This window comes from Pelobacter seleniigenes DSM 18267, from assembly GCF_000711225.1.
Taxonomy (GTDB): Bacteria; Desulfobacterota; Desulfuromonadia; order Desulfuromonadales; family Geopsychrobacteraceae; genus Seleniibacterium; species Seleniibacterium seleniigenes.
In genome coordinates this window covers 993,823-1,017,337 of the sequence record NZ_JOMG01000002.1, presented here as the reverse complement: position 1 = coordinate 1,017,337, position 23,515 = coordinate 993,823, and the positions used below count along the sequence as shown (strand labels likewise).

The window sequence follows — 23,515 nt, the reverse complement described above, 5'->3', positions numbered from 1 at the left end:
TTTTTTTGCTGCAAGGCAGACTGTTTCAAATCACAAGTCACACGCGAATCCATGGTTCAGGGGAGTGGACGGCGGTGGCAAGGATTTTTCTTGCGTTGGGTAACCTCGGTATGGCGTTGGCTCAAAACAACATCATAATGAACGGTAACGTGACCAGACTGGTCAGGATGGAGAAGAGGACCGAGGCATTTATGAAATCGGGCGCGATATTGTTCTCCTTGGCAACAATGGTTGCCATAATAGCCGTTGGCATGGCGATTTGAAGAATTCCTGCCGCATATTGGTAATGTGGCAGACTGAACGGGATCGCAACGATAAAAGCCAAAGCCGGCGCCGCCAGCAGCCGGATGCTGGAGGCCAGCAGCACATCACTTGAAAAGTGGATTTTCTTCTGTTCAAGCAATTGTAACCCCAGTGTGAAGAGCATGGTCGGAATCATGGCCCCGGCCAGTAGCCCGATCATGCGTGATAGCACCAGGGGAACTGTCACCCCACTACTCGAAACCAGAATCGCCGGAATGACCGCCAGAATTGCCGGTGTTTTGAATAGGTTGCCCAGTGCCCCGCGCCCGCCACCACGGGCCCATCCCGCAGCTCCAATGCCGATAACAAACTGGACGATGGACATGACGACATAATAGATGGTGGCCGGAGCGAGAGCCGGATCGCCGAATCTGAAATGAATCACGGCGATTCCGTAATTCCCGACATTGGCAAAAACAGCGACCATGATGTAGGCGGCGATCATCTCCCTGGTTCGTCCCAGCAGTCGACCGACAAGGCCTGCAGTAACAGCAGCCAGAGTCTGCGCCAAAATGATAAAACCGATCATTTTCAGGGTGTCGTCGAGGGCAATATTTGAGCTGCCGACCGCCTGGAAAATGTAAGCCGGGACAAACACATAGTAAGCGGCGCGACTCAGGGTCCGCGCTTGCAGTTCGAGCCGTCCGCCAATCAGGTAACCGATGATGACAATGCCAAAGACCGGCAGCACGACATTGAGGAAGATGGAAAGAAAATCAGTCATGAGGTTGTCCTGTCTAGTTGAACGGAGTTTTGATGAATAGGAATTTCAGCTTAAGGAAGCACCTTCGACAAGTAAAGTTTTTCCTTTCCGCAAAAAAAAGATTTTTTACCTTAGCGCCTGGGAAAAGGCATATCAGTGGTGGGGTAAAAGAATCACTCCGTGGAACTCAGACTGTGCAGAATCCGTTCATAGGGGAGCTGCTGGAAGTCGATACTGAGCCGCTGGCGGGTTTTGCGCAGGGTAAACCCTTGCTCCAGCAGGGCCTGTTCCAGACCTTTCATATGCAGGGCACCCCAGGGGATCAGCAAAGTGTCGTAGCGTTTAAGGGCCTGTGGAAGGTAACTGAGCAGAGCCCGGTTCCGCTTGTCGAGGAGGTCGTTCATGATGATTTTATCGATATTGGCCGAGGCGTTTTCACTGGCCCAGCGGTTGAAGGCGAAATACCCCTGCACCGGAGATGGAGCGTTCAGAACTTTCTCGGCCAGGGTATCAAGGACTTCAATGGTCCGGGGATCGAATTCACTCAGATCGATATCCGCGCGCATGATATCCGGTCCGCTTTGTACCGCCGGGGCCGGCTCGGCCAACTCGGTCGGGTCGATGACCCGCCCCGGCAACTGCAGCGCGGATTGCGAAGAGAGCCCGAGAAACTCGGCCAGGTTTCCATAGTCAAATCTGTTTTTCAATAAGCCCTGCTTGTCGGTGACCCCCTCGGCCAGGATCAGCGTCCCGCTGCGGGGGATGGAATCGACCAACTCCGTATAGTAATCCTGGCTGGCCAGATGCACCATGGCTGCCAGCCGAATCTCTTTGTCCCCCCGCCGGTAAATCTTTTCACTCATGTAGATCCCCCGCGGTTGCAGATCTACAAAACCCGCCGTGGCCTGCGTCACAAAGCGGTCGGCCGCGGAATAGCCGAGCAGAAGCAGGGCGACCGGCATGATGAAGATATTCAACGCGATGAAGATCAGCAGGTTGCGGGCGCTGAAGGACGGTCCGGTGAACTGGCTCGGAACCAGCCAGGGGCTGACCTCGTTGTCCCGGCGGATGTGGCGAAGCAGAGCCAGAATCAACAGCAACTGAACCAGGCCGATGAGCAACCGGGCAGAACTCCCGAGCAGGTCCGGCACTGGCCAGTAACCGAGCAGGTCCCAGAACAGCCAGAGCAGCAGGGGCAGCAACACCCGTTTGGGCAGATGCCGGTTGAAGGCGAGGGAACAGTACAGCACTACGCCGAGGATCAGGCAAATGCCGTGCAGCATGGGCCAGAACGACAGCAGGCCGGGCAGCGGGAGGGCCAGATCGCCCAGGCCGAGCAGAATCGTGGCCAGGGCCAGGAGCAGGAACAGGGCCAGAAACAGGTTGGTCAGTTGTCTCATAAATCTCTTCGGAAGATGGCGGTGCCAGGGGCGTTACCGCCCGGTGATATTGAGTTTTCGGTATTTTTTCTATAGCTCCAACCTAGGGATATTCCCTCGGCTTGTCAATTGTCGGATGCGTGCAGCTGGTATTTTCCCGGCGCTAAGGGCGGTTGCAGAGCGCTGACAACAGGATATGCTTATTCACAGACAGTTGAGTTGCAGCAGATTGTGACATCACGTTCCGAACTTTCTCAGCACCTGACAGCGGAGGAGAGCATGAAAGCATTGTTGAAGCTGATAATCGGCCTGCTGGTCGTTGTTGTCATCGCGGTTGGTGGGGCCTATTTTTATCTTGATTCGATTGCTAAAAAAGCCGTCGAGCGCGGTGGCGAGATGGCCCTCGGGGTTCCGACCACGCTGGACAACATCCATATTTCACTGTTGGGCGGCGAGGCCTCCTTGAGTGGTCTGCGAATCGCCAACCCGGCCGGATTTTCCGCCCAGACCTTCATGGGGCTGGGCCAGGGGGATGCCGCAGTATCCCTGAATTCCCTGCTGAGCGATACCATCGTTGTACCCCGGGTGCGGTTGAGCAATATCCAGGTCAACCTGGAGCAGAACGGTCAGAAGAACAATATCCAGCCGCTTCTGGCCCGGGCCAAGAGCATGTCCGGTCAGGGCCAGGGGAAAGAGGCGCAGCCCGTTGCAGGTTCGGAGAGCGGCAAGAAATTCATTATTGAATATTTTTCCCTGAATGATGTGCAGGTCAATGCGGATCTCAAGTTGCTCGGGGAAACCTCCAAGGTCAACATGGTGCTGCCGCAGATCGAGTTGCGCAACCTGGGGAGTGCCGAAGGCGGCCTACCCATGCCGGAGTTGATTCAGAAGGTGGTGCAGGCCGTGCTCAGCGCTGCGCAAAACAGTTCTGGCCAGTTTTCACCAGCGTTGGCACAGCTGCTGTCCGGCCAGCTCAATGGTCTGGAAGGGGTGAAGACCGAGGTGGTCGGCAAGGCCAAAGCCGAGGTTGAAAAAGCGGTTAAGCAGCTGCAGGACAAGGTCAATCTGCCGCCGGATGCCGAAAAAGCTCTCGGTGAAAAGGCTGGCGAGCTGATGAAAGGAATTCTGGGCGGCGATAAAAAGTAATTTTGTCAGATCCGGCTGAAAACTTTTATTTTTCAGCCGGATCCAGTTGACACAAGATCTTCTGATGATTAGTATTGAAAATCGTTTTCACAATATTAAAAAGGAGAGTGTCAACAGATGGCAAAATATACCGGACCGAAGGGAAAATTGGTACGCCGCTTCGGAATCAATATTTTTGAGAATCCCAAATATGACCGTTTATTGGAAAGGCGCAGCAATCCTCCGGGCCAGCATGGTGAAAAGCAGCAGCGCCGGAAAATATCCGATTACGGTTTGCAGCTGATCGAGAAACAGAAGCTGAAAAACAGTTACGGGCTGCTGGAAAAGCAGTTCCGCAACACCTTTAAAAAAGCCGCGCAGAAAAAAGGGGTCACCGGCGACAACCTGATGGCCCTGCTCGAAGCGCGCCTCGACAACGCGGTGTTTCGGGCCGGCTTCAGTATTTCCAGGATGCAGGCTCGCCAGTTGGTCAATCATGGCCATATCCGGGTGAACGGGAAACGGGTGGATATCCCGTCATATCAGGTGCGTAGTGGCGATCTGGTCAGTGTCAAGGAGACGGAGCGCTCACGCAGCATGGTGGAAAAGAACCTGGCGGAAAGTCCGCGTTTTCAGCATGCCGGCTGGCTCGCCGTCGATACCCAGGCTTTGAGCTTCAGTGTGCAGCATCTGCCTGAGCGGGATGAAATCAGGTCTGAAATCAACGAGCAGCTGATTATCGAGCTGTATTCGAAGTAGGCTGTCGCAATCGCCACCCGAACACCCGACGGGAAAACCCCGGCAAGTCATTGCATACAAAATGCCGCTCGGAGGGAGGGGGGGAGCGGCATTCCTCATCTCATCCGGCTTGTTGATCCTCTGGCGGAGCCGGGCTGGTTTGCAGGAAGTCCTTCCCCCACTGACACATCAATTGCAGGATCGGCACCACGCTCTCGCCCAACTCCGTGAGTGAATACTCCACCCGCGGCGGCACTTCGGCATAGACCTGGCGATGAATCAGGCCGTCCCGTTCCAGTTCGCGTAATTGCTGGGTGAGCATCTTCTGGGTGATTTTGGCCAGGCGGCGTTGGAGCTGGCTGAAGCGCAAGGTCTTGAAACTCAGCTGCCAGAGAATCAACGATTTCCATTTACCGCCGATAATCTCCAGAGTTACCGAAACCGTGCACCGATAGTTTTCCCGATCATTCATTTGCATCATCTTCTTTCAATAGTATCCTTTCAGATACTACAGTACAAAAAAGTGGGTACTTGCACTTTGCGATGGTAATGGCTAGTTTTAGGTCCATTGCATGTGAATGTCAACTTTTCCCATTCCCGGACCGCTTGCTGCGGGAATAACGGAGGTGTAAATGGCAACAGAATTCAAGGCTCTGCTGGTTGAACAGCCCGAGAAAAAAACCTTCACCCGTTCCATTGTGACGCGCAGCCTGGATGATCTGCCGGCTGGCGAACTGGTTGTCAAGGTGCATTATTCGTCCCTCAATTACAAAGATGCCCTGTCCGCGACCGGCAATCCGGGGGTGACCCGGAATTTCCCCCATACCCCCGGGATCGATGCCGCCGGCGAGGTGGTCTCCTGCAGCGACGGCAGCTTTGCGCCCGGCGATCAGGTCATTGTCACCAGCTATGATCTGGGCATGGAGACCGACGGCGGTTTTGGCCAGCTGATCCGGGTGCCGAGTCAGTGGGCGGTGCGGCTGCCGGCCGGACTCAGTCTCAAAGAGAGTATGATGTTCGGAACCGCCGGGCTAACCGCAGCTCTGTCGGTGCAGGAACTGGTCGAAAGCGGGGTCAAACCGGCGGACGGACCGGTGCTGGTGACCGGCGCCACCGGTGGCGTTGGCAGCCTGGCCGTGGCGATTCTGGCGACCATCGGTTTTGAGGTTACAGCAGTTACCGGCAAAGAGCAGGAAACCCCCTACCTGGAAAAGCTCGGTGCCAAGCGGGTGATCAGTCGGGAAACCCTGCTGACCGGCAATGAACGGCCCCTGCTGAAAACCACCTGGGCCGGGGTGGTCGATTGTGTCGGCGGTGACCTGCTTGCCGCGGCCCTCAAATCGACCAAATATGACGGCGTGGCCACCTGCTGCGGGCTGGTCGCTTCAGCGGATCTGAATATCAATGTTTTCCCCTTTATTCTGCGCGGTGTCCGGCTCATCGGGATCGATTCCGCCCAGTGTTCCCTGGAGCGTAGAACCCGCGCCTGGGATCATCTGGCCGGAGATTGGAAAGTTGCCGGTCTGACGGAAATGGTTGAAGAGGTCACCCTGGCCGGGCTGGAAGAGAAGATTCAGCTGATCCTCAAGGGCCAGCTCAAACGCCGCGCCCTGGTCAACCTGCTGGAGAGCTGAGAAACTCCGGTTCTTAATCATCTCCGTCTTGACTTTCACTAACAGGTTGCTCTCCTTCCCCCTTCGATGGGGGAAGGTCGGCATGGGGGTGAAAAGAGCCAACCCCCACCCTGCCCCTCTCCGTCCTATTTTGCTATCCCCCGCCTGGAAACTTTTGCTACCATGCGGCGATGCTGCCGCTGATCGATACTCACATCCATCTTGATTTTCCGGCTCCGGCTGCTGCTGAGGCGGACCGACTGGCTGCGGCCAGGTCCGGCGGGGTCGAGGGCTTTGTCATCCCAGGCGTCAAACCCGCAGGCTGGGCTGGCATTGTTGCGCTGGCCGAGCAACAGAGCGATGTTTATGCCGCGCCCGGGCTGCATCCGGCCTATGCTGAACAGTGGAATGGGACGGTGGCAATGGAGTTGACCCGATTGGCTGCACAGGAACGGGTGGTGGCCATCGGTGAGATCGGCCTGGACGGCGCTGTCGGCCCTGCCTTTGAGATTCAGGAGCGGGTCCTGCGGGAGCAGCTAGCCATCGCCTTGAAGATGAATTTGCCAGTGCTGCTGCACGCGCGCAAGGCCACCGGGCGGTTGCTGGAGATTCTCCGCGAACTTCAGGTGGGTCCCCGGGTCGGCGGCATCTGGCACGGCTTTTCGGCCAGTTTGCAGGTTGCCCGGCAACTGGTTGGCGAGGGGTTTTTGATCGGTGTCGGACCGATTCTGCTGCGGGAGAATGCTCGTAAATTGCCCCAGGTTGTCACCGAGTTGCCTTTGAGCGGGCTGGTCCTGGAGACGGATTACCCGGATATGACCGCCGATCCGGCAGTTTTGTTGCAAGTGGCGGAACGCATCGCCGTGCTGCGTGAAGAGCCATTGAAGATGGTCTTGACTGCGACCACCGCCAATGCCCGACGATTGTTGGGGGTTGTCCTCGTTGCCGGGGGCGCTGGACAATAACTTTTACTTATATGGAAAGCTTGGCAGCCAATGCCGAGCTCCTTGGATCAGGTATGACCGAATTACACAGATTGACCCGCATGGAACTGCTGCTTGGCAGCGCAGGAATCACTAAACTCGCCAACGCCTCGGTTGCGGTGTTCGGGGTCGGTGGGGTCGGCAGTTATGCTGTCGAAGCCTTGGCCCGGGGCGGGGTCGGCCGCTTGACCCTGGTCGATTTCGACACTGTTTGCGTCTCCAATATCAACCGTCAGATTCATGCCCTGGAGAAGACCGTCGGTCGGGTCAAGGTCGAGGTCATGGCCGAGCGCTGCCGCGAGATCAATCCGCAGATCGAAGTGATCGCCAGGCATGCTTACTATGAGGCAGACACCGCCGCGGAACTGCTCGCCGAACCCTTCGACTATGTGCTTGATTGTATCGACAAGATCACCTCGAAGATCCACCTGATCCAGTATTGTTATGAGCATGGCCTGCCGATTATTTCCTCCATGGGGGCAGCCAACAAGCTTGACCCGACCCAGGTGCTGGTCAGTGACCTGGCCAAGACCGAAAAATGCCGGCTGGCCAGGACCATGCGCCGGGAACTGCGCAAACGTGGCATCAGCAAAGGGGTCAAGGTGGTTTATTCAACCGAAGAATTTCGACCCCTGACCGGTCCGGACGCTGATGCGCGCAAACCGGTGCTGGGCAGCTCCTCCTATCTCCCCCCCATCTTCGGCCTGACCATGGCCGGCGAGGTCATCCGGCAGCTGAGCGGCTGCTGAAATCACACACTATTCTTCAACCAGATCCTGCCTGACGCAGGCTGTTGAAAAAAAAGCCTGCTGAATCCAGGAATGAGCGATTAAAATCGGCGTTGATCTTCTGGCCTACTGATTTTTAGAGGTTTTATAAATTTCATCCCTCTCCACCAAGCATTGATAAATGCCCCAAGATGGGCATTTCCTCTAGTCTGTTCACCCTGACTTATTTTGGTGCTAGAAAGACCGACTATTTTACGCATGTTTCTTTACAAAAAGCCGTTAGTTGATATAGAATTAAATAATTAAAAACTATAAATTTTAGTGCAACGAGTTACCGCTTCGGTTTTTTGGGGGGCCTTCGGGCTGAGCCGGACCCGACAATTCCCTTCTTCAAGGGTAAGAATGGAGAGTTGTGATGCGCAGCAATAGTCACTTGCGACGTTTAACGGGGATCATTTTTGTGGGATTGATCCTGTCATTGTGTAGCGCAGAGGCTGGGTTTGCGGCAGCTGACCGGTCGTTGGCTGCGTTGCAACAAGAGGTCGCTGAGGCCGGCAGGATAAATCCGCCTTGGGGCGGTCCCCGCAACGGTCCGTCCGGGCAGCGGGACAAAAGGATTGCCGTCCTGTGCGAGGACCTGCGTAATGGGGGAATTTTAGGCGTCGCCAGGGGGATCGAGGAAGCGGCCAGGGAACTGCGCTGGCAGGTTAAGATTTATGATGCCGGCGGCAGCCCGTCCGGCCGCAATCAAGCTGTTGCCGCGGCCTTGGCGGCAACCCCCGATGGTTTGCTTCTGATCGGCACCGATGCGGCGGCCTTGACAAAGCAACTGCGGCTTTTTGAGCAGCGGAAGATTCCGGTGGTCGGCTGGCATGTTGCTGCCGAAGCCGGTCCGCTCCCCGGAACCCCGGTGGCCATGAATGTTTCGACCGATCCCCTGGCGGTTGCGCGGGTGACCGCAGCCGCTGCGGTGGTTGCTGCCCAGGGACGAGCCGGAGTGGTGATCTTTACCGACTCGAACTTTGCCATTGCCACGGCCAAGGCTGATGCCATGGCGGCAGTGATTCGTGACTGTCCGGATTGTTCCTTGCTGGAGATCCGCGACCTGGCGATTTCCGACTGTGCCGAACAGATGCCGAGGGCAACCAGCCAATTGCTGAAAGCCTATGGGCCGCGCTGGACCTATGCCCTGGCCATCAATGATATTTATTTTGACTACGCGACCCCGGAACTGATTACCGCCGGGGAACTTGCGGATAATCTGCGTTTTCTGTCGGCCGGAGATGGCAGCAGCGCTGCCTTCATGCGCATTGCCAGCGGGATTTACCAGGTTGGCACCGTGGCAGAACCCCTTAATATGCATGGTTGGCAACTGGTGGATGAATTGAACCGCTTGTTGGCAGGACAGCCGGTCAGCGGCTACATCTTTCCAGTTCACCTGGTGACACCCGAGAATGTCGAATTCGATGGCGGAGCGCAGTACCATTTTGACCCTGATAATGGTTACCGGGATATTTATCGGCAGATCTGGCAGCACTGAGTGCAAGGATAAACTATGTTCCTGTTCTGGAAACATCTGCCCAGGCCTAAAACCCTCAGACAAAAGTATTCCCTTGCCTTGTGGCTTCAGGCGTTGCTGGTTGTCGCTGGTGCTTTGACCGCGGTTTATTCGTTGCGCGTTTCCGCTGAGCTCAGTAGCCGGTTGGCCGGTGAGCGGCTGGGCCAGTTGCAGATGGCCCAGGAGCTTGTTGAAACCACCCTGCTGATCGAGCGTGAATCTTACCGGTTGCTCAAGGCAGGTTCTCTTGCTGAAATGCATACTGGCTATGCCGAAGCTCTGACTCAGGTTGAACGGCTTGATGGGCTGGTGGAAAAGCTCGGCCGAACGAGTAGCGACGTTCAGGTTCTCGCCTTGCATGAGTCCGGGCAACTGTTTCGCAACAGTTTGAATATATTAGTCAAATTGTTGGAAAAGACGCTGCGTTCCGCCCCCCCTGCGGGGAGTCGGAACGTCATGCAGAGCCAGTTGCACCGCCTGCATGAGCAATTACAGGAGCAAGCCGTCAACATGGTCGGGGCCGCGCACCACCTGTCGGTCCGTTTTGCCGCCAGCTTTGATCAGACCGTTGAGGAGCTTAATGCCGCCTCAAAAAAAGAGCAGAGAGTCATTCTTGCTTTGCTGATCGGCAGCTTGCTGCTGGCCTGGCTGGTTGCGAGGTTTTTTTTCGGTCACCATGTCGTCAGGCGATTGTTGCAGATCAGCCATTATCTGCGTTCCGGGAAAAGTGAGGGGCTGTCACCGCAGATCCCGGTTCGGGGCAATGATGAAATTGGCGAGATGGCGCGGGTTGTTGAACAGTTCCTTGAGAATCGCAGCCAGCTGGCATCAACCAAGGACTCCCTGCGGCAGAGCGAGGAGGTGCTGCGCACACTGATTGATTCGGCACCGATCGCCATCGTTGGTCTTGATCTGGAGGGGAAAGTTGAGGTGGTTTGGAGCCGGGGAGCCGAGCAGATGTTCGGCTGGCGTGCCGAAGAGGTCATGGGCAAAATCCTGCCCACCGTGGCGGAACACAATCTGGCTGAATTCAGAGGCCTGCACGAACAGGTTTGCAGCGGGGTGGTTCAGGACGGGATTGAAGTCCAGCGGCAGCGGCGCGACGGGTCACGGATCGATTACAGTATCTATGGCGGGCCACGACGGAATGCCGGGGGAGAGATTATCGGTACGATAGCCGTTTTTGCCGATATCACGGCACGCAAAAAACTGGAAGAAGAGATTGTTCAGCGGAACAGCGAACTGGAGCGCAGCAACGCCAAGCTTGAGCAGGCTTATACCGAACTGAAAGCGACCCAGTCGCAGCTGCTCCAGCAGGAGAAGATGGCTTCCATCGGCCAACTCGCTGCCGGCGTGGCGCACGAGATCAATAATCCGTTGGGGTTTATTCTCAGTAACCTGAGGAGCCTGGAGCGGTATTTTGCCAAATTGAACGAGTACCAGCAGGGCCAGCAACTGGCCTTGGACCAGGCTGCCCGGGGGAGCATGGACCTTGCGACAGCCTGCGCCGAGGTCGCCGAGTTGCGCAAGCGTTTGAAGATCGATTATATCCACGAGGATCTCACGGATTTAATCCAGGAATCCATCGATGGCGGCCAGCGGGTCAGGAAAATTGTCCAGAACCTGAAAGGCTTTGCCCGGATTGACGAAGAACAGTGGCAGGAGGCGGACCTGAATGAGGGGTTGGAGAGCACTCTCAATATTGTCTGGAACGAAATCAAATACAAGGCTGATGTTCACAAGGATTATGGACAATTGCCCCTGCTCTCGTGCAATGCCGGGCAACTGAATCAGGTGTTTATGAACCTGCTGATCAATGCGGCGCAAGCGATTGAGGGACAGGGGGAAATCCGTATCGTCACCCGTTGCGACGGAGAGGAGATTCTGATTGAAATTTCCGATAACGGCTGCGGCATCCCAGCGGCTGACCTCAGCCATATCTTCGAACCGTTCTTTACCACCAAAGAGGTCGGGGCTGGGACCGGCCTGGGATTGTCCATTGCCTATGATATCATCACCCAGCATAAAGGGCAGATTGCCGTTGCCAGCGAACCGGGCAAAGGGACCAGTTTTACCATCCACTTGCCCCTAGCTCAGGCAACTTGTTGAAAAAGTCCATCTCCGGCCTTTTCCACGCCCGATGGAGAAAAGAGCGATGTCCTCCCCTCCCCCCCCTTGCAAAATCAATGAGTTAGAAAGGCGTCATAGATTTTGATCGCCCATCCATGGCCTCAACGGGCTGCCAGCTTTGTCGTTTCCGTAGTGCAGCCCGGTGTGCCGCAATTGGAGAAAACGGCTCTTGGCGTAAAGCGTTACAAGGGGCTCTTCGACAACATTATTGGTCTGGACGGCCGGTTGCGGATAAGGCATATTAGCGCCTTTAATCGTTAATTTTTCATTGACCAGAGAGTCGCTGAGAGGTTTTTCATGGACGCTTATGTATGGCAACTTCCGCTTCTTTTCGCCGTCGGTATTCTCGCGGGTATTCTTAACGTGCTTGCCGGCGGCGGCTCACTGATGACCCTGCCGTTGCTCATCTTCATGGGCTTGCCCAGTGCCGTTGCCAATGGGACCAACCGGATTGCCATTTTCTGCCAAAACCTGTTTGCCGTCCGTGGCTTTCGTAAACGCGGAGTGATGCCCCTGGATCTGGCGCTGCTTTGTACCCCGCCGGCATTATTGGGCAGCTGGCTGGGGGCGAGCCTGGCCGTTAACCTGGATGATCAGGTCTTTAACCGGTTACTGGCAATCATCATGTTGGGAGTCATGGTTTTTACCGCTCTTGATCCGATGAAGCATTTTCGCCGGGATAATGTCGTGTTCGGTTTCTGGCGCAAGGTGGTGCTGGTGATCACCTTTTTCGGGGTCGGCATTTACGGTGGTTTTGTGCAGGCCGGGATCGGTTTTATCGTTATCACCGCGTTGCTGGTTCATGGACTGGATCTGGTGCGGATCAATGCGGTCAAAGTCTTTGTTATTTTTTCCTATACCATCATCGCTTTGGCCGTATTCATCTACCATGGCCAGATCGATTATGTGCTGGGGATCGCCCTGGCGGTCGGCAACTCCATCGGGGGCATGCTCGGACCGAAACTGGCGGTGGCCAAGGGGCATGACTGGATCAAGAAGATGGTGACGGTCACGGTGTTCGTGTTCGCCCTCAAGCTGTTGCTGTTCCCGTAAGCGGCCGATAGCGTTTGCGGTGTTTGCCGAAACACGAACCCGGTCCGAGTTTCGGCCATTGGTTGACGGTACAATGAATCACGGGTTAATATGAAAAGAGCCTTCTCCTGAAGGCCTTTTCTATATCAATAAACCATGACAGGACGACTGTCGGAGAGTTGAGAATGGCATTACGAAAAATAGTACATTATCCGGAACCCTTGCTGAAACAGAAGTCGGCTCCGGTGACGGAGTTCAACGATGAACTCAAGCAACTGGCAGACGACATGGCAGAAACCATGTACGCTGCTCCCGGGGTCGGTTTGGCCGCCCCCCAGGTCGGGGTACTGCAACGGCTCATCGTGCTCGACTGTTCCCCCAAAGACGCGGAAAACGATCTGATTATCGCTGTGAATCCGGAGGTTATCTCCGGCTCGGGGGATTCCCTCGAAGAAGAGGGTTGCCTGTCCGTGCCCGGTTACTACGCCAGCGTCAAACGCTACAGCGAAGTGACCATGCGTTATCAGGATACCGACGGCAATGTGCATGAGCGGCAGGCCGACGGACTTCTCGCCATCGGCATTCAGCATGAAATCGATCACCTCGAAGGAATCCTCTTTGTAGACCGCCTGTCACCTTTGAAACGGTCGATGTTCAAGAAAAAATACCTCAAGATGCTGAAGGAGCGGGAAGCGGAAGATGTCGCCTGAAGAAATACGGACGGTTTTTATGGGAACCCCGGAGTTTGCCCTGGCAACTCTGGACGGATTGATCGCAGCCGGGTGCCAAATGGTCGGGGTTTATACCCAACCGGACCGACCCAAAGGGCGGGGGAAAAAATTGGCCGCTTCGCCGGTCAAGGAACGGGCGCTGGCCCATGATATTCCGGTTTTTCAGCCGCTCAAACTGCGTGATCCGCAGGCGGTTGCCGAGTTGGAGGCGCTCAAGCCGGACCTGATCGTGGTGGTTGCCTACGGGCAGATTCTGCCCAAGGCAGTGCTGGAGATTCCCCGCTACCACTGCATCAACGTACACGCTTCGCTGCTGCCCAAATATCGCGGCGCCGCACCCATCAACAAGGCGATTGTCGATGGCGAAAGCGAGACCGGGGTGACCACCATGCTCATGGATGTCGGCCTCGACACCGGCGATATGCTGGTCAAACGCAGCCTGGCCATCGGCCCCGACGAGACCGCCGGACAACTGCATGACCGCTTGGCACTGCTTGGCCGGGAAGCCATGGAAGAGACCCTGCGCCAGCTCTGCGCTGGAACCCTGGCACCGGAAAAGCAGGATGATGCGCTTAGCTGTTATGCGGGAATGATGAAGAAAGAGGATGGTCTCATTGACTGGTCGCGGTCCGCGCAGGATATTCATAACCAGGTCCGGGGGCTGGATCCCTGGCCGGGTGCCTATACTTTCCTGGAAGGCGAGGTCCTGAAGATTGCCGGGACCAGTCTCGACCAGACCCTCACCGGTGAACCCGGAACCATTTTGCAGGCCGATAAGAGCGGGGTACGGGTAGCCTGCGGCCAAGGGGCGCTGGTGATCAGTGAACTGCAACTGCCGGGCAAAAAACGCCTGGCAGCGGTGAATTTCCTCAGTGGTCGACCGCTGTTCGGCGGTAGCAAGCTGGGCTGAAACAGGTCCGCAGCCCGGGGGAACTGTGCTCCGGACCGGTTGTCGCCAAATGGCGGCAACCTTTTCAACCTGATATAAAGGAAGAACGACAACCATGAACACGATGCGTACCGTGCTGTTAATGACTTTGCTGACCCTGGTGCTGGTCGGTGCCGGGGGTGCCCTCGGTGGACAGGGCGGGGCGTTGTTTGCCCTGATCATGGCCGGGGTTATGAACCTCGGCAGTTACTGGTTTTCCGATAAAATCGTCATCAAGATGTATCGCGGCCAGGAAGTGCAGAGCGGCCAGCTTTATGAGGTGGTCAGCGAACTCTGCCAGCATAACAATCTGACCATGCCCAAAGTTTATGTCCTGCCGCAGAGCACGCCCAATGCTTTTGCGACCGGGCGTAATCCGCAGCATGCCGTGGTCGCCGCGACCCAGGGAATCATGCAGATTCTCAGCCGCGAAGAACTCAAGGGGGTTATGGGGCATGAACTGGCCCATGTGCAGAATCGTGATATCCTGATCGGCTCCATTGCGGCAACCTTTGCCGGAGCCATCAGCTATCTGGCCCACATGGCGCAATGGGCGATGATTTTCGGCGGCCGTGACAATGAAGACCGTAACCCGCTGGCGATGATCGGGATGATGATATTGGCGCCGATCGCTGCCATGCTGGTGCAGATGGCGATCTCCCGGTCACGGGAATATGGGGCCGATGAAAAGGGCGCGCGGTTTGCCGGAAATCCCCATTATCTGGCCAGTGCGCTGCGTAAACTTGAGCTGGCGAACAAACGCGCACCGATGACGCAGGTCAATGAAGCGACGGCCCATATGTTCATCGTCAGCCCGTTAAGCGGAAAAAACATGGCCAACCTGTTTTCCACTCACCCGGCCGTTGAAGAGCGGATCCGCAGGCTGGAGAGCATGCAACTCTGAGACGTTGCCGCAACTGCCGCTCTGGTCCATGATTGGGAGAGACTAAACCAGGAGCACAGCAATCCCGATTTGTGTGTTGCAATCGCGCGTTTGTGAAGCAACCAGCGCACAGCCCAGCAAGGACTTTAACGCCAACTCGGGAGGCCGGCTTACAGAGAGTCGGCCTCTTTTTTTGTTGTTCCAGTGCGCCCGTTCAAAATTATGGTCTTTCAGATTCTATGAATTGAGTCCTTCCCCCTTTGATGGGGGAAGGTTAGGATGGGGTGGAAATGCTGGCCTGTTCCTCCCCCTCACTTGCTCTGTCTGCGAAAACTTTGCTAACCCATCCTAACCTCCCCTTGCCTCGTCCGGCACAGGTACAGAAATCCCGCCATAATGACAACCCTCCGGCCGCATGTCCCACAATATCCATGATTTGAGCATATGTCCGAATCAGAACTGTGCTTTCCCGTACTTGACGGCACCCCCTTTCTGCGATTTGTTTTAATGAGCAAAAAGAAAATCTTTCGAATAAGCGAAATGATTTTTATGGGCTTTTTGATTGTTGCAGGTCAGCCCTTTAGGTACGGCAAACGTGCAAAAGGCAGTTCCATTGAGGTAACCATATGAGTGTCACAAATTTAACAGAAGAGGTGGTTCGGGATACCACCGCAACAGAGCTTCTCAACCAGCTTGAAACCGGCAGCCAAGGTTTGTCAGCTGAAGAGGCGACCCGGCGGCTGGAGCAGTTTGGCCCCAATACCCTGGAGGAAAAAAAGGAAAATTTACTGCTCAAGTTTTTGAGCTATTTCTGGGGGCCGATCCCCTGGATGATCGAGGTGGCAGCCATCCTTTCCGGAATTCTCGGCGAATGGCAGGATTTTGTCATTATCCTGGTCATGCTGATATTCAATGCCGGGGTGGGGTTTTGGCAGGAATTTCAGGCGGCCAATGCCGTGGAAGCGCTGAAAGATCAGTTGGCTTTGTCGTCACGCTGCATGCGGAACGGCGCCTGGCAGACCGTTCCGGCCGCAGAATTGGTTCCGGGCGATGTTATTCGCCTGCGCGGCGGGGACATTATCCCGGCCGACGTAAAACTGTTTCAGAGCGGCTACCTGAGTATCGATCAGTCGGCCCTGACTGGCGAATCGCTGCCGGTGGATAAAACGGAAAATGACGTCGCCTACTCCGGGACGATCGTCAAGCAGGGGGAAATGTTGGCCTTGGTGGCGGCAACCGGCAACCGGACAAAATTTGCCAAGACCGCCCAGTTGGTCGAAAAGGCCGGGGCGGTTTCCCATTTCCAGAAGGCGATCATGCAGATCAGCGATTACCTCATTTTTATCAGTCTGGGGCTTGCTGCGGTGCTGGTCGTCGCCCAGTTGATCAGGGGTGATTCATTTTTGACGGTTTTCCAGTTTGTCCTGATTCTGGTGGTCGCGGCGATCCCGGTGGCGATGCCGGCGGTGCTGTCCGTGACCATGGCCCTTGGCGCCAAGGCGTTATCCGACAAAAAGGCCATTTTGACCAAACTGCAGTCGATCGAGGAAGTGGCCGGGATCGATATCCTCTGTTCCGATAAGACCGGCACCCTGACCCAGAACAAGCTGACTTTGGGGGAACCTTATCTGGTTGCCGCCCAGACCGCCCAGGAACTGATCCTGGAGGCTGCGCTGGCTTCAAAAGAGGAAAATCAGGATGCCATCGACCTGGCCGTGATCAATGCCCTGGAAGATAAAGGGACTTTGACCGCTTATCGGCAGCTTGATTTTCAGCCTTTCGATGCCGTCAGCAAGCGGACCGAGGCCAGCATCCAGCAGGACGGCAAAGCGTTCAAGGTAACCAAGGGCGCGCCGCAGGTCATCATGGCGCTCTGTCAGCTGGATGAAGCGCAAAAACAGCAGCTGGACCAGGCGGTCAACGATTATGCCCGCAAGGGCTTTCGGACCCTGGGCGTGGCGCGGCAGGATCAGCAGAACGCCCAAAACTGGGTCTTTCGCGGAGTGCTGCCGCTGTTTGACCCGCCTCGGGAGGATTCGGCGGAAACCATTCGTCAGGCTGGCGAACACGGCATCAATGTAAAAATGGTCACCGGCGATAATCTGGCCATTGCCCGGGAGATTTCCGAACAGCTCGGTTTGAAAAACAATATTCAGCCGGCTGAAGAGATGCTGGCGAAGCAGGCCAACCTGGATCGGCTCGATCCTGAAATTGAACGGAAAATCGAAGCGAGCGATGGCTTTGCCCAGGTTTTCCCGGAACATAAATACGCCATTGTCAAGGCTCTGCAGCATCGCGGCCACCTGGTGGCCATGACCGGAGACGGGGTCAATGACGCGCCGGCACTGCGTCAGGCGGAAGTCGGGATCGCGGTCTCCGGCGCCACCAGCGCCGCTCAGGCGGCCGCCAGTCTGGTGCTGACCGCGCCCGGGCTGTCGGTCATTATCAATGCCGTTGAAGAGGCTCGGAAAATTTTCGAGCGGATGAACAACTATGCCGTTTACCGGATTACCGAAACCATCCGGATCATGATTTTTGTGGTGCTGGCCATGGTGGTTTATAATTTTTACCCGATCTCCACCATCATGATCATTCTGCTGGCCCTGCTCAATGATCTGCCGATTCTGACCATCGCTTACGACAACGCCCCCCTTGCCCAGAATCCAGTGCGTTGGAAAATGCACCGGGTGCTGACGGTGGCCACGGTCCTCGGCGTCATCGGTGTGTTTGAAACCTTCCTGCTGCTGATTCTGGCTGAGAACTTTGTCCACCTCAGTCCGGCCCAGCTGCAATCGCTGGTTTATCTGAAGTTGGCAGTATCAGGGCATTTGACCCTGTTTGTGGTGCGCTCCCGCAAAGCCTTCTGGGCTCCGCCATATCCGGCCAAAGTTCTGTTCGGGGCCATTTTGGGAACCCAGATTCTGGCTGCAGCCATTGTCGGTTTCGGCTTCCTGGTGGCGCCGGTGTCCTGGACTTTAATCGGTTATGTGTGGATTTACTGCCTGTTCTGGTTCCTCGTCGAGGACCGGGCCAAACTCTTTTTGTATAACCGGCTGGACGCGGGACAGCAACGTTCCACAGGGGTTGTCGGGAGTCCCAGGGAACATTTTTCATCCTGACCAAGCAATGAGCCGGAGCCTGCGCTCTGCTCTGATACGGCGCAGGCTCCGTAACTGTTATGGAGGAATATTATGAATGAATTAAAACAAGTCTTAGTCGTCTGTCAGTCAACCCAGGAATGTCGTAAGGCAGTCCGTTTCGGCACCATGATGGCGGAAAAATTCGGCTCGGAACTCTCGGTCCTGCATACCTATCATAATGTGTTCGGTCTGGAAGGCTGGAACCTGCCGATCCCCAAGCAGATGGTGGAAGATGGCTATCAGCAAATGCTTGACGAAACCAAGAAGAAGATCGGCCAGATGGTCAAGGCGGCCCGGGAAAAGGGAATCAAGGTCGAGGTGCTGGTCCGCGAGGGTAAGTTGATTGATGAGCTGTTCAAGCTGGTCGAAGCGGAGAAGATTGATCTGCTGGTGCTTCCTTCCCATCCGGAATGGCGCCTGGAACACTTCTTTTTCGGGCGTGAGAATGAAGCTATCCTGCGCAAATTGCCCTGTTCCGTTACTTTTGTGAACGAGCAATAGGCCTTTGAATGATGGCTTAAAAGACGACTTGCCGCTCTGCTGAGCGGTTTCGGAAAAAATAAAAGAACCCTGGCCGGCAAAGCTATCGGTTCTTTTATTTTTTCTGTTGCTGTGGTTAACTTCAGGACACTTTCGCCAGGACAGTATTCCGGGAAGATTTTCAACCCTTTCGGTAGCAACCAATTGAGAAGAAAAACCATTGACTTTACGACCTGATGACAGCCCGCGACGGGCAGCGTATGAAATTCTCCTCCGGGTGGCCGACGGAGCTTATGCAGACATGGTGCTGGATGCGGCTCTCAACCGTTCCACTTTGGACGGGCGTGATAAACGCCTGCTGACTGAACTGGTTTACGGGATTCTGCGTTTGCAGGGGCGGCTCGATTTCGCCCTGGCTCAATTCTGCAGCCAGCCCCTCAAACGTTTGCAGCCGGAAGTGTTGTGGCTGTTGCGGCTGGGCAGTTATCAATTACTGGAGCTGGACCGGGTGCCGGCCCATGCAGCGGTCAGCTCCACGGTTGACCTGGCCCGCGAAGTCGGTTTTGAGCAGGTGACCGGGTTGGTCAATGGGGTTTTGCGTGCCCTGGAACGGGGGCGGGCGGAGATCCCCTGGCCGCCGCCGGCCAAGATCAAGCCTTATCTGCAGCATGTCTGCAGTATGCCGGTCTGGCTGACCAAAGAGGTCATGCGCCAGCTGCCGAACGCCGAGGCGCAGGCGTTGGGGGAAAGCCTGACCGTCGCGCCGCCGCTGACCCTGCGGGTGAATACCCTGAAAATCGACCGGGATGCTTTTCTGCAGGCCTTGCAGGCCGCCGGGCATCAGGCGCGCCCCTGCCGTTATGCCGGCGCCGGGGTGATTGTCGAGCAGCGCGGCGAACAGCCGCTGCCGGGGGATGAGCAGGGTTGGTATCAGGTGCAGGATGAAGCGAGCATGCTGACCGCCGAACTGCTCAATGCCCGGCCCGCTCAGCGCATCCTCGATGCCTGCGCCGCACCGGGCGGGAAAACCACTGCGTTGGCCGCTTTGACTGACAACCGGGCCGAAATCATCGCGCTGGATAAATATCCGCAGCGGGTTGAACTGATCCGTCAGGGGGTGGCAAGGTTGGGCTGTCCGACGGTGACCGCGGCCGAATGCGATCTGACCCGGTTACCGGAATTCCTGGAGCCGCAGAGTTTTGATCGGGTCCTGCTCGATGCCCCCTGCAGCGGGCTCGGGGTGCTGCGGCGTAATCCGGAAGGGCGCTGGAACAAATCCTCGGCTAACCTCAGGGACCTGGCTGCGTTGCAGCAGCTGCTGCTGAACAATGTCGCCACCCTGGTCAGACCGGGCGGGTTGCTGCTGTATTCGCTCTGTACCTTCAGCCACTGTGAGACGGATGAGGTGGTGGAAGATTTTCTCGTCGCGCATCCGGACTTTGCGCTTGAGGATCTTCGTACCGAGTTTCCGGCCTGGCAGGACCTGTTTACCACAACGGGGACCATGCGGACTTATCCTCACCGTCACGACGGTATGGACGCCTTCTTTGCGGCACGTTTTCGGCGTTGCAATTAACGCCCTGCGCGCGGTAGAAATAGAGTTGTGCCTGGATCGTTTCACCTGATTGCGGGCCCCGGGTCCGCCGCGGTCGGGCCGCAGACACTTTTTCAATCGGATAGGCTGATGATTAAAATAGCTCCTTCTATTCTTTCCGCTGATTTCGCCCGACTGGGGGACGAGATCAAGGCCATTGACCGGGCTGGCGCCGATTATGTTCATATCGATGTCATGGATGGTCATTTCGTCCCGAATATCACCATTGGACCGCTGATTGTCGAAGCTGTCCGGCCGGTGACCGAACTGCCCCTTGATGTCCACCTGATGATCGAAAATCCGTCCCGCTATATTCCTGATTTCGCCAAGGCCGGCGCGGATCTGATTGTCGTTCATGCTGAAGCTGAAAAGCATCTGCATCGCACCGTGCAGCTGATCAAGTCCCTCGGCAAGAAAGCCGGGGTGTCATTGAACCCGGCCACGCCGCTCTGTACTCTCGATATGATCCTGCCCGATCTGGACCTGGTGCTGTTGATGACCGTCAATCCGGGCTTTGGCGGACAGTCGTTCATCGACAGTTGCCTGCCGAAGATCGCCCAGCTGCGGCGTCGAATCGACGAGCTCGGACTGGCTATCGAGCTGGAGGTGGACGGCGGCGTCAAGACTGATAACATTGGCAGCATTGCCGCCGCCGGGGCTGATGTCTTCGTGGCCGGCAGCGCCGTGTTCAACAGTGCTGACTACGCGGCCACCATTCATAGCTTGCGAACTTCCGCCGAACAGGAACATCCCTGCCGCGGCTGACCAGGAGATCCGATGTCTTTGCGCCATGTTCTGTTGTTATTGCCGCTGCTGCTGGTGGTGGGGTGTCTACCTGCACCTAAAATCGGCGCCGATCTGCCGAACCTGCTGAAGGGGTTCAGCGAGTCGATGCGCTGGAAAGATTATCAGACGGCGGCAGGCTATCTGGCTCCATCGGCCAGGGAGGCGTTTCTCAACGACTTTGTGGATGACAAGGATCTGCAGGTGGTGGGCAGCGAGTATAAAAATGTCAATATCCAGGACGATGATCAGAGTGCCCTGGCCACCTACGTGCTTGAATATTATCACCTGCCGTCGCCCCGCCTGCAGGAGTGGCACTGGCGGCAACATTGGATACATCTTCAGGAAAAGGGGGGTAAATCAGGGACTTGGGTGATCGAAGAGGCCCCTGACGAGCTACCTTGGAAACGCTGATATTGTCCTGGGTTTGAACTCCTAACAAGTTGTTTTTTCTTATCTTTATTCGTTTTTAGCGGGGTCCGTTCGGGGAAAAAATAGCCTTGATTTAAAACCTTTGTTTGTGGTATCTACCTGCATACTGTATACGATCCTGAACGCACTAAAATTGCCAGAGTATCTGGTTGATCTCCCCGTTTGGGGAAATTTCGACCTTCCTGCCGGGAAGGTCGAAGCAGGTCAGAGGAGGCCGGTTTGTCACAAGTTGCATTTTCCAGTTGGGGACGGCAGGTTATCGATAATCGTCAGGGCGGCACGGCTGAAGTCGACGTTGCCATGAAAAAACTCCCGGTGACCTTTGACGGCGAAAAGCAAATTGCCGCTTTCATGGGTTGGGACGGACTTATTCTCAATGATCCGTCCGTCGATGTTGTGGCCATGGCCGCTGAATATGCCCGCCGGGTCCAGGAAGATTTCTGCTGCGCAAAATGTTCACCGGGAAAAAAGGGCACCCGCGTCATGCAGGATACCCTGGCGCGGATCGTTGCCGGAGAAGGCACCGAGCACGACCTGGAGATCATCGAGAATATTGCCGAACTGCTGCAAAATTGTAAGTGTACCCTGTGCCAGACCTCGGCCGTGCCGATCATCGATACGGTCAAGCACTTCCGGGACGATTACCTGATGTATATCAACGGGACCCCGGAAGAGGCCAAAGCGGTTGATTACAAAGTTAAAATGACCGCACCCTGCCAGGATAAGTGCCCTGCCCATATTGATATCCCCGCCTACGTGGAAGCGATCAAGAATCGCCGCTTTGATGAGTCTCTTTCCATCATTCGAGAAAGCATGCCTCTGCCCGCGGTTTGCGGCCGGGTCTGTCCCCACCCCTGCGAGACCGCCTGTCGGCGGGCCAATGTCGATGAGTCGATCAATATCATGGTGCTCAAACGGACTGCGTCCGATTACGAATGGCAGCACCATCATCAGCCGCCCATGCAGCCGAAACCGAAAAAAGACAAGACTATTGCGATTGTCGGGGCCGGTCCGGCGGGACTGGCGGCGGCTTATTACCTGGCGATGGAAGGCTACCCCTGCACCATCTATGAAACCTTGCCGGAAGGTTTCGGCGGCGGCATGATCGCCGTTGGCATTCCGGCCTACCGGATGCCGCGGCATATCCTGCAGCGCGATATCGACATTATCTGTTCCCTCGGGGTGGAGATCGTTTATGACACCCGGGTCGGCAAGGATATCGGCCTGCTCGAATTGAAAGAAAAATATGACGCCGTGCTGGTCGCTCCCGGGGCGCACAAATCCAAGCCGATGGGGGTCGAAGGGGAGGACGAAGGCTATCAGGGCTTTTTGGCCGGTGGGATCGAGTTCCTCCGCGAAGCCTACATGGGTAAACCGACCGGGATGGGCAAGAAGGTCTGCGTCGTCGGCGGTGGTAATACCGCCATCGACTGTGTCCGGGTGGCCCTGCGCGAAGGGGCGGAGGAATCGGTGCTGCTCTATCGCCGGACCCGCAAGGAGATGCCCGCTGATACCTGGGAGATCGATGGGGCCGAGGAGGAAGGTGTCCAGTTTGAATTTTTGGTCCTGCCGAAGAAGATCATTGTCAACGAACAGCGCCAGGTGACCGGCGTTGAATGCGTGCGGATGGAGCTCGGTGAGCCCGACGACTCCGGGCGGCGGCGGCCGCAGCCGATCCCCGGCAGCGAGTTCATCGTCGAGTGCGACACCCTGATTCCGGCCATCGGCCAGGATCCGGATCTCTCCTTTATTACTGAAGAGAGCGGCATTTCCATCACCCGCTGGAATACCGTCGTCACCAAATTTGTGCCGTTGAAAAACGCTGCCGACCGCAGCCTGAACGATGTCATGGGCAATCCGCTGTCACGGACCCTGATGACCGATCGGGACGGGGTCTTCGCCTCCGGGGATGCCGAAATCGGCCCGTTGACGGTAGTGGCCTGTGTCGGCAACGCCCATCGGGCCGCCCGGGTTATTCAGCGCTGGCTGGAGGAGGGTGAAGCCTACCTGACGGACGAGGATTTTCACGAGGACATTCTCAGCCACCTCGGGGTTTACGACAAGAATGAGCCGGTCTCCTGGCTGGATGCCGTGCAGCGCTTCAATCAGAAAGAGGTCCATGGCAAGGAGCGCGCCAGTAAAGGAAATTATCGCGAAGTCGAACTCGGCTTCAGCGACAGCGAGGCGGTGCGGGAAGCTGAGCGTTGCCTGCGTTGCTATCGGGTGTCGATGATTGCTGTTTAACGGGATGA

Annotated in this window: 20 protein-coding genes; 17 read left to right on the top strand and 3 right to left on the bottom strand. The window is 56.3% G+C overall.

Features of this window, described 5'->3' with window-relative positions; translation table 11 throughout:
* Nucleotides 1-121 precede the first annotated feature (121 nt).
* Together N909_RS0107385 and N909_RS0107380 are read right to left on the bottom strand one after the other, a co-directional pair.
* Entirely contained in the window at nucleotides 122-1,027 is a 906-nt protein-coding gene (locus N909_RS0107385) for an AEC family transporter (protein WP_029913573.1), read from the bottom strand.
* A 152-nt stretch (nucleotides 1,028-1,179) separates the two neighbouring features.
* Nucleotides 1,180-2,406, bottom strand: a complete 1,227-nt coding sequence (locus tag N909_RS0107380; protein ID WP_029913570.1) for a hypothetical protein — start codon at nucleotides 2,404-2,406, stop codon at nucleotides 1,180-1,182.
* Between the two features lie 258 nt (nucleotides 2,407-2,664).
* Here N909_RS0107380 and N909_RS0107375 point away from each other — a divergent pair, with 258 nt between their 5' ends.
* The gene (locus tag N909_RS0107375; RefSeq protein WP_029913568.1) at nucleotides 2,665-3,531 is read left to right on the top strand and encodes a DUF748 domain-containing protein; all 867 of its coding nucleotides are present in this window, start codon (nucleotides 2,665-2,667) and stop codon (nucleotides 3,529-3,531) included.
* A 117-nt stretch (nucleotides 3,532-3,648) separates the two neighbouring features.
* The gene (gene rpsD, locus N909_RS0107370) at nucleotides 3,649-4,269 is read left to right on the top strand and encodes a 30S ribosomal protein S4 (RefSeq protein WP_029913565.1); all 621 of its coding nucleotides are present in this window, start codon (nucleotides 3,649-3,651) and stop codon (nucleotides 4,267-4,269) included.
* A 100-nt stretch (nucleotides 4,270-4,369) separates the two neighbouring features.
* Here rpsD and N909_RS0107365 read toward each other — a convergent pair whose 3' ends face one another.
* Nucleotides 4,370-4,729 (bottom strand): winged helix-turn-helix transcriptional regulator, encoded by a 360-nt coding sequence (locus tag N909_RS0107365; protein WP_029913562.1) that lies wholly within the window; start codon nucleotides 4,727-4,729, stop codon nucleotides 4,370-4,372.
* A gap of 151 nt (nucleotides 4,730-4,880) precedes the next feature.
* Between N909_RS0107365 and N909_RS0107360 the strand changes: the two genes are divergently transcribed.
* The 15 genes from N909_RS0107360 (at nucleotide 4,881) to N909_RS0107280 (ending at nucleotide 23,507) form a co-directional block, all read left to right on the top strand.
* The gene (locus tag N909_RS0107360) at nucleotides 4,881-5,882 is read left to right on the top strand and encodes a YhdH/YhfP family quinone oxidoreductase (protein ID WP_029913558.1); all 1,002 of its coding nucleotides are present in this window, start codon (nucleotides 4,881-4,883) and stop codon (nucleotides 5,880-5,882) included.
* A 170-nt stretch (nucleotides 5,883-6,052) separates the two neighbouring features.
* Nucleotides 6,053-6,826, top strand: coding sequence for a TatD family hydrolase (locus tag N909_RS0107355; protein WP_029913556.1), 774 nt, complete (start codon nucleotides 6,053-6,055; stop codon nucleotides 6,824-6,826).
* Between the two features lie 53 nt (nucleotides 6,827-6,879).
* On the top strand, nucleotides 6,880-7,593 hold the full coding sequence (locus N909_RS0107350; RefSeq protein ID WP_029913553.1) for a tRNA threonylcarbamoyladenosine dehydratase: 714 nt from the start codon (nucleotides 6,880-6,882) through the stop codon (nucleotides 7,591-7,593).
* Nucleotides 7,594-7,987: 394 nt separating this feature from the next.
* Entirely contained in the window at nucleotides 7,988-9,112 is a 1,125-nt protein-coding gene (locus tag N909_RS0107345) for a substrate-binding domain-containing protein (protein WP_084167564.1), read from the top strand.
* 15 nt (nucleotides 9,113-9,127) lie between these two features.
* Nucleotides 9,128-11,239 carry an ATP-binding protein gene (locus N909_RS24500; RefSeq protein WP_051689590.1) on the top strand — a complete coding sequence of 704 codons (2,112 nt, stop codon included), beginning with the start codon at nucleotides 9,128-9,130 and terminating at the stop codon, nucleotides 11,237-11,239.
* A 318-nt stretch (nucleotides 11,240-11,557) separates the two neighbouring features.
* Nucleotides 11,558-12,313, top strand: coding sequence for a sulfite exporter TauE/SafE family protein (locus N909_RS0107330; RefSeq protein WP_029913543.1), 756 nt, complete (start codon nucleotides 11,558-11,560; stop codon nucleotides 12,311-12,313).
* A 164-nt stretch (nucleotides 12,314-12,477) separates the two neighbouring features.
* Nucleotides 12,478-13,002 (top strand): peptide deformylase, encoded by a 525-nt coding sequence (gene def, locus N909_RS0107325; RefSeq protein ID WP_029913540.1) that lies wholly within the window; start codon nucleotides 12,478-12,480, stop codon nucleotides 13,000-13,002.
* The gene (gene fmt, locus N909_RS0107320) at nucleotides 12,992-13,933 is read left to right on the top strand and encodes a methionyl-tRNA formyltransferase (protein ID WP_029913538.1); all 942 of its coding nucleotides are present in this window, start codon (nucleotides 12,992-12,994) and stop codon (nucleotides 13,931-13,933) included. Before def ends, fmt begins: the two co-directional genes overlap by 11 nt.
* Before the next feature lie 94 nt (nucleotides 13,934-14,027).
* A complete protein-coding gene (htpX, locus tag N909_RS0107315) occupies nucleotides 14,028-14,855 on the top strand; it encodes a zinc metalloprotease HtpX (protein ID WP_029913535.1) in 828 nt (275 codons plus the stop codon).
* Nucleotides 14,856-15,460: 605 nt separating this feature from the next.
* Nucleotides 15,461-17,953, top strand: a complete 2,493-nt coding sequence (locus N909_RS0107305) for a plasma-membrane proton-efflux P-type ATPase (RefSeq protein WP_051689589.1) — start codon at nucleotides 15,461-15,463, stop codon at nucleotides 17,951-17,953.
* A 72-nt stretch (nucleotides 17,954-18,025) separates the two neighbouring features.
* A complete protein-coding gene (locus N909_RS0107300) occupies nucleotides 18,026-18,475 on the top strand; it encodes a universal stress protein (protein ID WP_029913524.1) in 450 nt (149 codons plus the stop codon).
* 199 nt (nucleotides 18,476-18,674) lie between these two features.
* The gene (gene rsmB, locus N909_RS0107295) at nucleotides 18,675-20,030 is read left to right on the top strand and encodes a 16S rRNA (cytosine(967)-C(5))-methyltransferase RsmB (RefSeq protein WP_029913522.1); all 1,356 of its coding nucleotides are present in this window, start codon (nucleotides 18,675-18,677) and stop codon (nucleotides 20,028-20,030) included.
* A 108-nt stretch (nucleotides 20,031-20,138) separates the two neighbouring features.
* The gene (gene rpe / locus N909_RS0107290) at nucleotides 20,139-20,813 is read left to right on the top strand and encodes a ribulose-phosphate 3-epimerase (RefSeq protein ID WP_029913520.1); all 675 of its coding nucleotides are present in this window, start codon (nucleotides 20,139-20,141) and stop codon (nucleotides 20,811-20,813) included.
* Between the two features lie 12 nt (nucleotides 20,814-20,825).
* Nucleotides 20,826-21,245 carry a hypothetical protein gene (locus tag N909_RS0107285; protein WP_029913517.1) on the top strand — a complete coding sequence of 140 codons (420 nt, stop codon included), beginning with the start codon at nucleotides 20,826-20,828 and terminating at the stop codon, nucleotides 21,243-21,245.
* Between the two features lie 237 nt (nucleotides 21,246-21,482).
* A complete protein-coding gene (locus N909_RS0107280; RefSeq protein ID WP_029913514.1) occupies nucleotides 21,483-23,507 on the top strand; it encodes an FAD-dependent oxidoreductase in 2,025 nt (674 codons plus the stop codon).
* Nucleotides 23,508-23,515: the final 8 nt, after the last annotated feature.